This is a genomic window from Proteus sp. ZN5, assembly GCF_011046025.1.
Taxonomy (GTDB): Bacteria; Pseudomonadota; Gammaproteobacteria; order Enterobacterales; family Enterobacteriaceae; genus Proteus.
Genome location: NZ_CP047639.1, coordinates 360,372 through 374,090 on the forward strand (window position 1 = coordinate 360,372; position 13,719 = coordinate 374,090).

At 37.3% G+C, this 13,719-nt stretch carries 13 protein-coding genes; 7 read left to right on the forward strand and 6 right to left on the reverse strand.

Annotation, left to right across the window (positions count from 1 at the left end; genetic code table 11):
• Positions 1 to 21: 21 nt before the first annotated feature.
• Positions 22 to 1,206, reverse strand: a complete 1,185-nt coding sequence (gene emrD, locus GTK47_RS01785) for a multidrug efflux MFS transporter EmrD (protein WP_165121932.1) — start codon at positions 1,204 to 1,206, stop codon at positions 22 to 24.
• A 337-nt stretch (positions 1,207 to 1,543) separates the two neighbouring features.
• Here emrD and fpr point away from each other — a divergent pair, with 337 nt between their 5' ends.
• Entirely contained in the window at positions 1,544 to 2,290 is a 747-nt protein-coding gene (gene fpr, locus GTK47_RS01790) for a ferredoxin--NADP(+) reductase (protein ID WP_165121933.1), read from the forward strand.
• Positions 2,291 to 2,350: 60 nt separating this feature from the next.
• On the opposite strand, the gene GTK47_RS01795 is transcribed toward fpr, so the two are convergent.
• Positions 2,351 to 2,782, reverse strand: a complete 432-nt coding sequence (locus tag GTK47_RS01795; RefSeq protein WP_165121934.1) for a DUF805 domain-containing protein — start codon at positions 2,780 to 2,782, stop codon at positions 2,351 to 2,353.
• Between the two features lie 97 nt (positions 2,783 to 2,879).
• Between GTK47_RS01795 and GTK47_RS01800 the strand changes: the two genes are divergently transcribed.
• Together GTK47_RS01800 and tpiA are read left to right on the forward strand one after the other, a co-directional pair.
• The gene (locus GTK47_RS01800; protein WP_165121935.1) at positions 2,880 to 3,515 is read left to right on the forward strand and encodes a DUF1454 family protein; all 636 of its coding nucleotides are present in this window, start codon (positions 2,880 to 2,882) and stop codon (positions 3,513 to 3,515) included.
• Between the two features lie 106 nt (positions 3,516 to 3,621).
• Complete coding sequence (gene tpiA / locus GTK47_RS01805) at positions 3,622 to 4,392, forward strand: triose-phosphate isomerase (RefSeq protein WP_069366847.1); 771 nt, start codon at positions 3,622 to 3,624, stop codon at positions 4,390 to 4,392.
• Positions 4,393 to 4,497: 105 nt separating this feature from the next.
• Here the strand turns inward: tpiA and GTK47_RS01810 are convergent, their stop codons facing one another.
• Positions 4,498 to 5,499 (reverse strand): sulfate ABC transporter substrate-binding protein, encoded by a 1,002-nt coding sequence (locus GTK47_RS01810; RefSeq protein ID WP_165121936.1) that lies wholly within the window; start codon positions 5,497 to 5,499, stop codon positions 4,498 to 4,500.
• Positions 5,500 to 5,762: 263 nt separating this feature from the next.
• Positions 5,763 to 6,740: a 6-phosphofructokinase gene (pfkA, locus tag GTK47_RS01815; protein ID WP_075673000.1), complete on the reverse strand. Its 978-nt coding sequence runs from the start codon at positions 6,738 to 6,740 to the stop codon at positions 5,763 to 5,765.
• Positions 6,741 to 7,273: 533 nt separating this feature from the next.
• Here pfkA and fabG point away from each other — a divergent pair.
• Positions 7,274 to 8,029 carry a 3-oxoacyl-ACP reductase FabG gene (fabG, locus tag GTK47_RS01820; protein WP_165121937.1) on the forward strand — a complete coding sequence of 252 codons (756 nt, stop codon included), beginning with the start codon at positions 7,274 to 7,276 and terminating at the stop codon, positions 8,027 to 8,029.
• Positions 8,030 to 8,090: 61 nt separating this feature from the next.
• Here fabG and GTK47_RS01825 read toward each other — a convergent pair whose 3' ends face one another.
• Positions 8,091 to 9,236, reverse strand: a complete 1,146-nt coding sequence (locus GTK47_RS01825) for a glycosyltransferase (protein WP_165121938.1) — start codon at positions 9,234 to 9,236, stop codon at positions 8,091 to 8,093.
• A 204-nt stretch (positions 9,237 to 9,440) separates the two neighbouring features.
• Complete coding sequence (cpxP, locus tag GTK47_RS01830) at positions 9,441 to 9,992, reverse strand: cell-envelope stress modulator CpxP (RefSeq protein WP_165121939.1); 552 nt, start codon at positions 9,990 to 9,992, stop codon at positions 9,441 to 9,443.
• A 211-nt stretch (positions 9,993 to 10,203) separates the two neighbouring features.
• Between cpxP and cpxR the strand changes: the two genes are divergently transcribed.
• The 3 genes from cpxR (at position 10,204) to GTK47_RS01845 (ending at position 13,541) form a co-directional block, all read left to right on the forward strand.
• On the forward strand, positions 10,204 to 10,902 hold the full coding sequence (cpxR, locus tag GTK47_RS01835; RefSeq protein WP_023583423.1) for an envelope stress response regulator transcription factor CpxR: 699 nt from the start codon (positions 10,204 to 10,206) through the stop codon (positions 10,900 to 10,902).
• Between the two features lie 12 nt (positions 10,903 to 10,914).
• On the forward strand, positions 10,915 to 12,306 hold the full coding sequence (cpxA, locus tag GTK47_RS01840) for an envelope stress sensor histidine kinase CpxA (protein ID WP_165121940.1): 1,392 nt from the start codon (positions 10,915 to 10,917) through the stop codon (positions 12,304 to 12,306).
• Positions 12,307 to 12,647: 341 nt separating this feature from the next.
• A complete protein-coding gene (locus GTK47_RS01845; protein WP_165121941.1) occupies positions 12,648 to 13,541 on the forward strand; it encodes an ATP-grasp fold amidoligase family protein in 894 nt (297 codons plus the stop codon).
• The last annotated feature ends 178 nt before the right edge of the window (positions 13,542 to 13,719 follow it).

Here is a 13,719-nt window from a genome sequence, read left to right on the forward strand (position 1 = left end):
TTAACTTACTGTATCAGTCAATTAAATAGTATGTTCTTCATGACTAAAACGATGAGCCAAAGGAAACCAACAAAGCATAATAGCCACCGACATACCAAACATAATCATACCTAAGCTAAATTGGTTATGCTGTGGCAATAAAGCTGAAAACCATGTTGCTACACCGGAACCCACATTTTGTAAACCACCCACCAGCGCACCCGCAGAGCCGGCTAAATAAGGGAATGGCTCCATCGCACCTGTTGTTGCTAATGGGAATAACATACCTGCACCAAAGAAAAACAGCGCCGCTGGTACCAGTAATGTCCAGATATTAATAATATTTAGCCAACCTGGGATCCACATTAAAATACCCGCAAATAAACAACAAAAAACAGAGTGCCACATCAGTTGCACAAAGGTTTTACCTTCACGACCAGCATACCAAGCCCCAAAGAATGCCGCTGGGATCGGTAAAATAAATAATATACTGATAGTAATACTATTTAATCCTAATACTCCTCCCATTAACACACCACTTGATGCCTCAAAAACAGCAATGCCGGATAATGCACAAATCAACATAATCAAAAATGCACTAAAGGTACTATTTGAAAGCAGCAAGTAAAATGATGACAGCATTTTACGTTTTTCAACTTGTACTGGGCGCGTTTCTGGCATCCAACGATACATACAGAAAAGAACACTACTTCCCAATAATAACAGGAAGATATAACACGCATGCCAGCCAAAGAAGTGAGCTACAACACCACCAATCATCGGCGCTAATAGTGGGCTAACTAAGACGCCCATATTTAATAAGCTATTGGCGTAACGCAATGCAGTTCCTGTATATAAATCACGAGGCTGAGTACGCGTCATTACACCAGCAACACCTGTTCCCATCCCTTGTAAAGTACTTGCAATAACCAGTGTGGTTAAATTTTGCGAGAAAATTGCCACCAGCGTTGATAAACAAAAGATCGTCATTCCGACTAAAATAACAGGACGGCGCCCTACTTTGTCGGAGATAGGCCCATAAATGAGCTGTGAAAAACCATAAGAAAAAAGATAGGCACCCATTACTTGCTGTACCGCCCCAGTGGGTTCACCAAAGTAAACTGCCATATCAGCAATAACAGGAACATAAATAGTTTGGGTCATTTGACCCACAGCAACCAGTGCAATTATCAATAATAATAAATTTGCATGTTCTAACTTTCTCATTTCTTTTCTTTGCTCAAGAATTTCAGATAAATAAATTAACGGACAGGCGCACACTACAGAGAATTTATAAAAATAAACTCCGCAAAATGCATGCCTTTTCAGAATGAGACTAAGTTAACAAATTTGGAGAAATTTGCGAGATAGCCAGCAATTTTTGTATAAAGATTAATGTCAGAGAATTACACCATAGTTGTCAATATAAATGTACATATTGTGTCATTTATTGACAAAATCTTAGATTAATCACATCACCACACCATCTTGATAAATAAAAAGCCGCTTCCTATTTAGAATAAATAAGCAACATAAGCATGTTTATCAAAAGGAGATAATCTCTATGGCTAATTGGGTGAATGGAAAAGTTACTCAAGTTCATCACTGGACTGATGCGTTAATGAGTCTCGTCGTCAATGCTCCTATTGATAAGTTTACAGCTGGGCAATTTGCAAAATTAGCGCTAGATATCGATGGCGAGCGAGTACAACGAGCCTACTCTTATGTAAACGCACCAGATGATCCCAATTTAGAATTCTATCTGGTGACGGTACCTGATGGAAAATTAAGTTCTAAATTAAGCGCACTAGAAGTCGGTGATGAAGTATTAGTGACTGAACAAGCCAGCGGCTTTTTTGTATTAGAAGAAGTTCCCACAGTAAATACGCTCTGGATGCTTTCGACAGGAACAGCCATTGGGCCTTTTCTATCTATTTTGCAGTTAGGACACGATCTTGAGCGATTTGAAAATATCGTTCTTGTTCATGCTGTTCGATATGCTAATGACTTAAGCTATTTACCTTTGATGGAAAAACTCGTTGAGCGTTATCAAGGTAAATTACGCATTCAAACCGTTGTCAGCCGTGAAAATCATATTGGCTCATTAACAGGACGTATCCCTGCACTCATTGAAAGTGGCGCTTTAGAAAAAATGGTTGGTTTAACTATCAGCCCAGAAGAGAGCCATATTATGTTGTGTGGTAATCCTCAAATGGTCAGAGACACTCAACAATTATTAAAAGAACAACGGGAAATGCGTAAGCACTTACGACGCAAACCCGGACATATCACCAGTGAGCAATATTGGTAATAATACAAAAAATAAGGGTGAGTCTATTTATTTCACCCTTATTTAATTTTAATAAATGAATTAATGCCAACGACGATAGCTCACTTTTTCCGTCTGTTTACCAAAGTAGTTTTCGCCGTCATTACCCACAAATACACCGCAATCAAGCAACATGATCATCCCAATAAAAGAAGGAAGAAAGCGTCCTATCGCCCATTGCCAAAATGGCTCTAAACTACTGGTATCAGCTAATCCTAACATTACGGCAAGTAGGAGTAATAAAAGCCATATTCCTCTTTTATTTCTGTCATGAAGTCTTTTTGTAAAAATCGCACATAGCGGGTAAAGAATAAAAAGGAATACTCCCCATATTGCAATGGCTGGTAATGGGTAAATCATATCATTAATAATAAAAAGGCCTAAAAATAGCGCAAAGCAAGCACCAAAACCAGCCCAAAAGTCACGGCGTCCAATTCGCCCTTTGAATGAAAATGCCCAATGTTGTAAGGTCATAAATTCTCAATAATTTACTTAATTTGTGAATTACACTGTCCATTTAGTATCAAATAATACAGACTAGCCAATAACAGCACAGACAAGTGGAGGACAGATGATAAAAGCAAACACACTTTCTACGTTATACCTGATAATCATAAGCATTGCTCTTTGTTTGCCAACTGCTGTTTTTGCAACAGAGATGTCTGTCGCACAAAAACAGCCTGCAAAGGATGGCATTGCCTATCTTAAACAAGATGCACCTGTTTTTGAGATAACTATTCCAGAGTTAAGAGCCAAATTTAATCAACAAAATCCGTTGTTATCGCTTAATGAATATAAAATTATCACTAATCACGATATTGCGATCCCTCTTGTCAGAGCAGCAACACGTATCACGCCTTATCTCTATTCATCTGCAATACTAGAGCGTGGCAGCGAAAAAATAAAAAGTTTACAACTAACGCTGATCCATTCCCCTGATTCACCTGAACTAGAAAAGATAAACCGTGAGATCACAACGCAATACATTATTACTTTGGTCGCTCAATTTGACTCATCAATAACCCAAGAGCAAATTCAAGAGGCTCTCAGTTTATTTGCATTTAAAAATCAAACTTCTGATTACATTAGCCATGATGTGGGTGCAATTCGCTATATTATTGTTCATGAAAACGACCAATTAACAACCTTCGCCATTGAACCGATTAAGCTTTCTTTAAACAGCAAGATCGTTTCAGCTATTCCGTGATAAAAAACAAAGCTATTCTATTCATTGTTCTCTATACTGTTGTGCATCAACAGAATTCGTGTTTATTAGCAAACTAAATTTAAACCACTCGGTTGGAGGAAAAGTTATGCGCCATCCATTAGTCATGGGTAACTGGAAACTCAACGGCAGCATTCATATGGTTCATGAATTAATTGCTGCATTACGTAAAGAAGTTAGCGGTGTTGCAGGTTGTGATGTTGCTATCGCACCACCAGCAGTTTACCTATGCCAAGCACGCCATGAAATTGGTGGAAGCCGTATTGCATTAGGTGCTCAAGATACAGGTGTTAACTTATCAGGTGCTTTCACTGGTGAAACTTCAGCAGAGATGCTGAAAAACGTTGATGTTAAATACGTTATCATTGGTCACTCTGAGCGTCGTACTTATCATAAAGAATCTGACGAGTTTATCGCTCAAAAATTCGGCGTGTTAAAAGAGTTAGGCTTAACACCAGTATTATGTATTGGTGAAACTGAAGCAGAAAACGAAGCTGGCAAAACCCAAGAAGTATGTGCTCGCCAAATCGATGCTGTGTTAAATGCACATGGTGCAGCAGCATTTAAAGATGCCGTTATCGCTTATGAACCAATCTGGGCTATCGGTACAGGTAAATCAGCAACTCCAGCACAAGCTCAAGCTGTTCATAAATTTATTCGTGATCATATCGCGAAGAAAGATGCCGCTATCGCTGAACAAGTTATCATTCAATACGGTGGCTCTGTTAACGATAAAAACGCAGCAGAACTGTTTGGTCAACCAGACATCGATGGCGCATTAGTGGGCGGCGCTTCACTGAAAGCTGACGCATTTGCCGTTATCGTTAAAGCAGCAGCACAAGCTAAAGCGAAAAAATAATTTTTATCTTTCTGGCTGATGTCATTAATTGATAAAAAATAGAGAAAATCACCTTACTGGATATAAAACAGAAGGTGATTTTTTTGTTTCTCTCACCTTTGATTATCAACGACGACTGATCTCATCAAATATGCCCCCTGTCGCAAAATGTATTTTCTGCGCAGATTGCCAATCACCAAAAACGTCATTAAGTGTAAATAGTTCTAGTTTTGGAAAACTGTCTTGGTATTTCACTGCGATTACTTTATCTCTAGGACGATAATAATTTTTTGCCGCGATCTCTTGTCCTTCTGGTGAGTAAAGATAGTCTAAGTACGCTGTGGCAATTTCTCGTGTTCCTCGTTTATCAACAACTTTATCGACTACCGACACAGTAGGCTCTGCAAGAATAGATATTGATGGTGTGACTATCTCAAATTTATCTGCACCTAATTCATTAATCGCTAATAACGCCTCGTTTTCCCATGCGATCAATACATCACCAATACCTCGCTCAACAAATGTATTTGTTGCTCCTCTTGCCCCTGAGTCTAATACTTCAACTTGCTGATAAAGTGCTTTAACGAAGGCTTTAGCTTTTTCACTATCTTGATGATTCGCTTTTAATCCATAGCCCCACGCCGCAAGGTAATTCCATCTTGCGCCACCTGAAGTTTTGGGATTAGGTGTAATAATTGAAACGCCCGGCTTAATTAATGAATCCCAATCAACTATTTGTTTAGGGTTTCCTTTTCTCACCAGAAAAACGATTGTTGAAGTATAAGGCGCTGAATTATCAGGTAATCGTGTTATCCATTGTTTATCGATACTTCCTCTTTGCGCGATTGCATCAATATCATAGGCAAGAGCTAACGTAACAACATCTGCCTCAATACCATTAATAACTGATGTCGCCTGTTTTCCTGAGCCACCATGTGATTGGCGGATAGTGACTTTATCTCCGGTTTTCTGCTCCCAATACTGACTAAATGCTTGGTTATACTGCTGATAAAGTTCTCTTGTCGGATCGTAAGAGACATTCAATAATTGAATATCTTTAGCCCATAAAATATTAGAAAAAAGTAATGTCACTAAAGCTGCCGATAATAAACCCCATTGTTTAAACATATCTATCCATCCCCTATCGTTAAGTATTTAACTAGGCTGACAGAAAGTTTTATAACGATGAAATAACAAAAAGCCGATGGATATACACAACAGGAATCTGACTATCAATATAAGGGGGATAAGAAGAAATAAAGGAGAATGGAGATCGTTAAGTGAAATGTTTTCACTCGAGAAGCTACTCTGACACAAGGAGAATGTATCAGAGCAGTTCACGAATAAGGATAGAACTCAGAAAGGCTCTGGTATTGCGGAAAATCTATTAATTAGTACAGTTTTTTCGCGGTTTCATACCAGTCAGCTTTAAAGACACGTTTCATATTCATAACCGCGTCAATGATATCATGGTGAACCAGTTTTTCGTTTTGGATACCAACACAACGACCACCATAGCCTTCTAATAGCAGTTGTACAGAGTAAGCCCCCATACGAGAAGCTAGAATACGATCGTAAGCAACTGGAGAACCACCACGCTGGATATGACCTAATACCGTTGCACGCGTTTCATGTTTAGTTTCAGCTTCAATAAAACGTGCTAATTCATGCACATCACAAACGTGTTCGGTAATTGCGACGATTGCATGACGTTTGCCACGTTCGATACCTGCTTTGATTTCTGCCAGTAATTCATCACGATTAAATGGTAATTCAGATTCAGGCAGAACAACAAATTCACAGCCCCCTGCGATTGCCGCAGACAGTGTTAAGTCACCACAGTAACGACCCATCACTTCTACGATAGAGATACGTTTGTGAGACGTTGAGGTATCGCGTAAGCGGTCAATGGCTTCAACGGCAGTTTCTAATGCAGTGAAATAACCGATGGTGTAGTCAGTACCCGCTACGTCATTATCGATTGTGCCCGGTAAGCCGATACATGGAAAACCTGCTTCCGTTAATTTTTTTGCACCTAGATAAGAACCATCACCACCAATAACAACTAAGGCATCAAGCTCATTTTGTTTCATGTTTTCGATGGCAACAGCACGTACATTGTCTTCGCGGAATTCAGGGAAACGAGCAGAGCCAAGGAATGTACCACCACGGTTGATCATGTCTGACACGCTAAAACGGTCGAGTTTTTTCATGCGATTTTCGTATAGCCCCATATAGCCATCCATAATCCCATAAACCTCTAAACCTTCACTTAGTGCGGCACGAACAACACCACGGATCGCGGCATTCATACCTGGTGCATCACCACCACTTGTTAAAACCCCAATTCTTTTGATCCCATTGACCATGATTACCTCTGATTCTTATTCGATGTAATTATTGCAAAATTGTTGGAATAACTTTTTATCTCAATACCGGCTTGTCTGGTGTTATATACCGATATCGCAAATGCTGAATTGATTCAACAATACCATTGTACGCATATTTTTTACCAGTTCATCATTATCGTACATTTTTTTTCATAAACTTGATGCGCATTAAACTAATCAGACAGCCTGTATAAAGATTATACTAGTCTATCTCAAATGTGTTTCACTAATAAGTTAACACTTTTTATACAGACACTTTACTGCCTTTTTGCATTCACCTCAAAAAAACGCTATTTATGCTAAAAAATAGCATCGGCATATTTTGATAAATATTCAGTTTTTCCCTTAAATGATGTTTTATCTGCCGTTTACCTTCCTATTTTAATCAGTCATCCTTTTAAAGAAAAAAATCATCTAAGGTACATTTGTGACTTATGGCTAAGTTCTTTGGTTCATTCTCCGCTTTTTAGCCTAGACTGATACAGTAGAGCTCTCACTTAATAGGAGGTTTTATGTTTGATTTAACGGGTAAAATCGCTTTAGTTTCAGGTGGCGCAAAGGGTATTGGCAAAGGTATCGTTATCGCACTAAAAAACAGTGGTGCGAAAGTAATTATTGCGGATATTGATGATGTTGCTGGTAATAAAACAAAAGATGAATTGGGTGTTGGTTTTATGCATCTTGATGTCACTCAGCAATCTATCTGTGAAAAAGTCGTTGATGATGTCGTAAAAGAGTATGGCAAGCTCGATATTCTTTGTTCCAATACTGGTATTTTCCCTCAAGCAACGATTAAAGAGATGACAGAAGCTGATTGGGATAAAATGCATACCGTAAACTTAAAAGGCATGTTCTTTTTAGTAAAAGCCGCACTTCGTGTAATGGAGAAACAAAAACAAGGTCGAGTGATCATTACCTCTTCCATTACAGGTGCTATTACTGGCTATCCGGGCTGGAGTCATTATGGTGCAAGCAAAGCAGGACAATTAGGCTTTATGCGTAGTGCAGCTCTTGAATACGCACGCCATGGCATTACCATCAACGCCGTGATGCCAGGAAATATCCTCACTGAGGGTTTACAGGCTCAAGGTGAAGCCTATTTAAATCAGATGAAGGCTTCTATCCCAACACATACGTTAGGTGAGCCAGAGGATATCGGCTACGCAGCCGCATTCTTTGCGTCGAATGAAGCAAAATATATTACAGGCCAAACAATTATCGTCGATGGCGGACAGATTTTACCTGAATCTCCAGAGGCATTGTTGTAGGTATTATCAGCAAGCTTCTAAAAATTATTAGAAGCTTGTAATGTATTATGAATAATTTAAATTAACTACTCATTGAATCATCAAATTGTTCAACAAATAAATCAAAATCCATTGTCAATTTTGACCATGATAATGCATTAATACTAAATGAATTATAATTTTCTATTATCTTTTCTACTGCATCAACACAGTCATCTGGTAATAATAGTTTAGGATCAACCAAATTATCAGTTTCTGGATCATAGACAGGATTATCAAAATCAATAGATAATCCTGTCAAAACAGAATATTGTTCTAGTGTTAATTGCGGTTTTAAACCAACACCACAATAGTTATCTTTTATAGCTTCCATTTGACCATCTATTTTAGGAAAGATAACAGGTACACCATTTGCTAAAGCTTCAATACAAGATAATCCGAATGCTTCTGTTATAGGAGTACTTAAATAAATATTTATATTATGATAAAAATCAGATAACTCACTTTGGTATCCTAAAAATTCGACATACTCATTTAATTCTAGCTTATTAGTTAATTCTTTTAATTTTGATTCATCCTCACCAGAGCCAGCTATAATAAGCTTCGTATTTATTCCCTTATTTAAAAGTTGCTTTAATACCAGCAATGATATACCTATACCTTTTAAACCGACTAATCTAGATGCTGTACCTAATACAATATTTTTTTTATCTTCTAAACTCTTAGGCTCATTTATAACAGGGAGATCTAATTTATTTAATATAACTTTTATATTTTTATCAATACCATACCTTAACTGCATAACTCTTTTAGATGCATTACTGTTTGATATGAATCCATCTACCTTATTAAAGAAAGATATTGTTCTTTCATTTTTCGGGTATCTCCATCCACATCCACAATCATAATAAAATAGCTTTCCACATTGAGGCTTGGTAATTAATTTGGGAATAAAATCCCAAACAATAATGGCATCAGCATTCTGTTTTTTTATTTTTTTTATAAGGACTTTTTTTCTATAAAATGATGGCCATTTAATTTTTAAAGAATTAAAAATTCTATTTACAAATAAAATTTCTTTTTTTAAAAATTGTTCCTCTATTTTTTCATCGATATTATTACTAACACACATAACTATATTGTTATGCTTGCTTTTATTTAGGTATTTAATAAATCTTTTTTCAACACCACCGAAACCTTGTAGATTAATCAAATGTAATACTTTCATATAATTCCAAACTTATACAGGATAGTAAAAAATATCGATTCTATCCTAACATATTCAAGAAGCTTATGAACAAAAAAAAGCCCCTCTCCAGAGGGGCTGCAAAAGACAGGGATGGTGTCTATGGCAAGGAAAAAACTTCGTTGTTGCTACTTACTCTCTAACTAGGTACATCTTTACTACACTCTTACTCAACTACTTACTAAATTAATTACGTGCGTCAAAGTCTGACATTTGCTGTTGGTAATTCTTTTCCAACTGCGCTTTCTGTTCTGGGGTTAACAACTGATACATCTGATTATGGACTTTTGCCATTTCTACATGGCGTTCAATCGCTTGTTTGTCCATATCTTGCATTTGTGCTCTTACTGCAGCTTCATCAAATTGAGGTGCTGTCACTAATTTGTGCATATTCTCATGACGTTGACGGTAATTTCCGTTATATCTGTCTTGATGATGCTGGCGCATTAAATCGCGCATTTGAGTACGCTGTTGCTCAGTTAATGTGATACCGTTAAACATACGTGATTCGGCATAACCACGATCCATCATATGTCCACCGTTGTTCATCATATGACCACGTTGTCCGCGATGACCTCGATAATCACGGCCACCATGCATACCATAGCCATAATCACAGTGATAATTGCCGTTATATTGTTGCTCAGTAGGCGGATTAGTGTTGGCGGTTTCTGCTAACACGACCGACGGAGCTGCTAAAAACATTGATGCTAGTGCAACTACTGCTACTTTACGCATTGCTTCACTCCTAATTCGGTAATTTCATACCGACTAAATTAATACAAACTCAATGTGCATAATTCATATATATAATTCATATGTGTAATTCTTTGCTATGTGGATTACTATACCGTTGCGGCTGCAAACTAGCGTCAGAGCGTGTAAAAGAACGTAAAGTCATAGATTCGCGCTATTTATTATCGTATTTTTCTCTTGGAGGAATTGACGAATGCATAAAATCTTATTAGTGGATGACGATCGCGAATTAACATCGCTATTGAAAGAACTGCTTGAAATGGAAGGCTTTAATGTTGTAATCGCCTCTGATGGCGAACAAGCACTTAAACTTTTGGATGCTTCTATCGACCTGTTATTATTGGATATTATGATGCCACGTAAAAACGGGATTGAGACACTCAAAGAGTTACGCCAAAATTTCCAGACCCCTGTCATTATGTTAACGGCAAGAGGCAGTGATCTTGACCGAGTACTTGGCTTAGAGCTAGGTGCTGATGACTATTTACCAAAACCTTTTAATGATAGAGAGCTGGTTGCTCGTATCAGAGCTATTTTGCGTCGTTCAAACTGGAGCGAACAAAAACAGACTGACAGCAATACATCTCCAACATTACAGGTCGATAAATTACAACTTAATCCTGGCCGACAAGAAGCAAGTTTTGATAATGAACCGCTAGAGTTAACAGGAACGGAGTTTACTTTACTTTATTTACTTGCTCAGCATTTAGGACAAGTCGTATCACGCGAACATCTAAGCCAAGAAGTACTCGGCAAACGCTTAACACCGTTTGATAGAGCGATTGATATGCATATTTCTAATTTACGCCGTAAATTACCAGAAAGAACAGATGGACAACCTTGGTTTAAAACTTTACGTGGCCGCGGTTATCTGATGGTTTCAATAACTTGATAAATATTCTTTATGATAAATAGTCTGTCAGCGCGCATTTTCGCAATATTCTGGCTGACGCTAGCATTAGTTCTCGTGCTAGTTATGATGGTTCCAAAGCTGGACTCGCGCCAGCTTACCCCTCTTTTAGAGAGTGAATACCGTCAAGGCGTTATGCTAGAACAACATATCGAAGCTGAATTAGCGCAAGATCCCGCTAATGATCTCCTTTGGTGGCGTCGATTAATTCGTGCCATTGATAAATGGGCTCCCCCTGGTCAGCGCTTAATTATTGTTACGAGTGAAGGCCGTATCATTGGTGCTCAACGTAATGAGATGCAGGTTGTCAGAAACTTTATTGGTCAGTCTGATAACGCAGATCACCCTAAAAAGAAAAAATATGGTCGCTCTGAGATGTTAGGGCCATTTTCTGTTAGAGATGGTGAGGATCATTACCAACTTTATCTTGTACGCCCTTCAAGTAGCCCTCAATCTGACTTTATCAACTTATTATTTGATAAGCCGTTATTGCTACTGATATTCACCATGCTTATCAGCACACCATTATTAGTATGGCTTTCTTGGAGCTTAGCGAAACCCGCTAGACAGCTTAAGAATGCGGCTGATGATGTCGCTAAAGGCAACCTACGCCCTCATCCTGAACTAGAGACTGGCCCGCAAGAGTTTTTAGCCGCAGGTACTAGCTTTAATCAGATGATAAGCGCACTCGAACGCATGGTTGAAGCACAACAACGCTTAATTTCTGATATTTCTCACGAGTTACGAACACCATTAACACGCTTACAATTAGCAAGCGCACTGTTACGTCGTCGTAGTGGAGAAAGTAAAGAGCTAGAGCGTATTGAAACTGAAACTCAACGTCTTGATGGCATGATTAATGATTTACTGGTTCTTTCACGCAATCAGCATAAAAATGAGTTATTACGCGAAACAGTAAAAGCCAACGAGCTATGGGATGACATTTTAGATAATGCGAAATTTGAGGCTGAACAGAATAATAAGACGCTACAAGTGACAACACCTCCGGGAGCATGGCCTATCTACTGCAATCCATATTCACTTGCTAGTGCATTTGAAAATATTGTTCGAAATGCCTTACGTTATTCAAATTCTCGCATTGAAGTTGCCTTTACTGAACAAAACCAAGGTATCACGATTATTGTTGATGATGATGGCCCGGGTGTTAGCCCAGAAGATAGAGAGCATATCTTCCGACCTTTCTATCGCACTGATGAAGCAAGAGATCGTGAATCAGGTGGTACAGGCTTAGGGTTAGCTATTGTAGAAACAGCCGTAAGCCAACATCGAGGCCATGTTAAAGCCGATGACAGCCCATTAGGTGGATTGAGGGTTGAGATTTGGTTGCCAAGAGCGGGTGCCGGTAATAAATCACCAACAGCTTAATAGAGTAATTAAACTGTTGTATCAAAATATACTGCCACCTATTGAAGAATAGGTGGCATTTTTTTATGCTTTTTACTAAAAAAATTAAGTAAAGCTTAAAAAACTCTGTTCATAATCATATAAAATATGCATTAGCATTTAGTGCTAATTAGAAATATTTGTAACTTGCTAATTCCAAAATTCAATAGTAATAAATTATCTACAAAAAATACAAATCGATAACATAACTATAACTACTCTAGATTTAACTAACTAGAACCATTGCTAAAAAATAGTTATGTTTTAAATAAAATTCATATAAAACAATTAATAAAGTAGTTTATAGCTCCAGGGAATAAATCATGGCTCATTTCAAAATAAAAAAAATATTTTCATTTCTTTCTTTTTATTTAGTTCCGGATGAATTATATAGAAAGTACCTTTTTAAAAAAAAATTAGGTAAGACCTTAAACTTAAAAGATCCTCAAACATTTAATGAGAAGATAAATGCAAGAATTTTATACGACCGTAACCCTACTTATACTAAATTAGCAGATAAGCTTCTAGTAAGAGATTATGTTAAAGAAAAAATAGGTGAAAAATATTTAGTTAATATATTAGGTTATTACAAAACACCAATTGAAATACCTTATGAATCTTTACCAAATAAATTTGTCTTAAAATGTAATCATGATGCGGGTAGTACCATCATTTGTACCGATAAAGGAAATTTTAATAAAAAATTTGCTAACAAAAAACTCCGCTCAAGTCTAAAAAAAAGCATGTATTATAGAACCAGAGAATGGCACTATAAAAATATTAAGCCTATGATTTTATGTGAGGAGTATCTAGATATATTCAACTCTACTCATCAAAAAATTCAGCCTGAAGACTATAAAATTCATTGTTTTCATGGTAAGCCAGAATTTTTAGAAATCCAATTTTCTCGATATAGCAATGAGCGCTTTATTAATATTTACAATACACAATGGGAACTATTGCCTTTCTTAATGGACTACAAGAATGCGCCAGCAGACATCCCAGCCCCAGCTCAACTTCATGAACTCCTAGATCTTGCAAAGAAATTATCAGTTGAATTCGATTATTGTCGAGTCGACTTCTATCTTGCTAATAATCAAGTTTATTTTGGTGAAATGACATTTACGCCTTGCAATGGAATAGATAAATTCATCCCATATGAATGGGATTATAAGTTTGGTGAAAAATGGAAGTTTAGCTTAGGAAATAAAGAATAACGTTATCTACTTTAAAGCTTTCAGATCCTATGAATAGTAACTGTATAGAGCTATTTTATTCATATTAATAGAAAATTATCAAAGTCATTGAGGTCAAAATTCATACTAATTCAGACACATAACTCAGTAATTAAATTATTGTATCAAGATATCCTGCCACCCATTGAAGAATTGGTGG

Coding starts and splice junctions, on each gene's coding strand:
- cpxR (WP_023583423.1), top strand. CDS start 10,204: ATGCATAAAATCTTATTAGTGGATGACGATCGCGAATTAACATCGCTA.
- GTK47_RS01825 (WP_165121938.1), bottom strand. CDS start 9,236: ATGAAAGTATTACATTTGATTAATCTACAAGGTTTCGGTGGTGTTGAA.
- cpxP (WP_165121939.1), bottom strand. CDS start 9,992: ATGCGTAAAGTAGCAGTAGTTGCACTAGCATCAATGTTTTTAGCAGCT.
- pfkA (WP_075673000.1), bottom strand. CDS start 6,740: ATGGTCAATGGGATCAAAAGAATTGGGGTTTTAACAAGTGGTGGTGAT.
- GTK47_RS01810 (WP_165121936.1), bottom strand. CDS start 5,499: ATGTTTAAACAATGGGGTTTATTATCGGCAGCTTTAGTGACATTACTT.
- tpiA (WP_069366847.1), top strand. CDS start 3,622: ATGCGCCATCCATTAGTCATGGGTAACTGGAAACTCAACGGCAGCATT.
- GTK47_RS01800 (WP_165121935.1), top strand. CDS start 2,880: ATGATAAAAGCAAACACACTTTCTACGTTATACCTGATAATCATAAGC.
- cpxA (WP_165121940.1), top strand. CDS start 10,915: ATGATAAATAGTCTGTCAGCGCGCATTTTCGCAATATTCTGGCTGACG.
- emrD (WP_165121932.1), bottom strand. CDS start 1,206: ATGAGAAAGTTAGAACATGCAAATTTATTATTATTGATAATTGCACTG.
- fpr (WP_165121933.1), top strand. CDS start 1,544: ATGGCTAATTGGGTGAATGGAAAAGTTACTCAAGTTCATCACTGGACT.
- GTK47_RS01795 (WP_165121934.1), bottom strand. CDS start 2,782: ATGACCTTACAACATTGGGCATTTTCATTCAAAGGGCGAATTGGACGC.
- GTK47_RS01845 (WP_165121941.1), top strand. CDS start 12,648: ATGGCTCATTTCAAAATAAAAAAAATATTTTCATTTCTTTCTTTTTAT.
- fabG (WP_165121937.1), top strand. CDS start 7,274: ATGTTTGATTTAACGGGTAAAATCGCTTTAGTTTCAGGTGGCGCAAAG.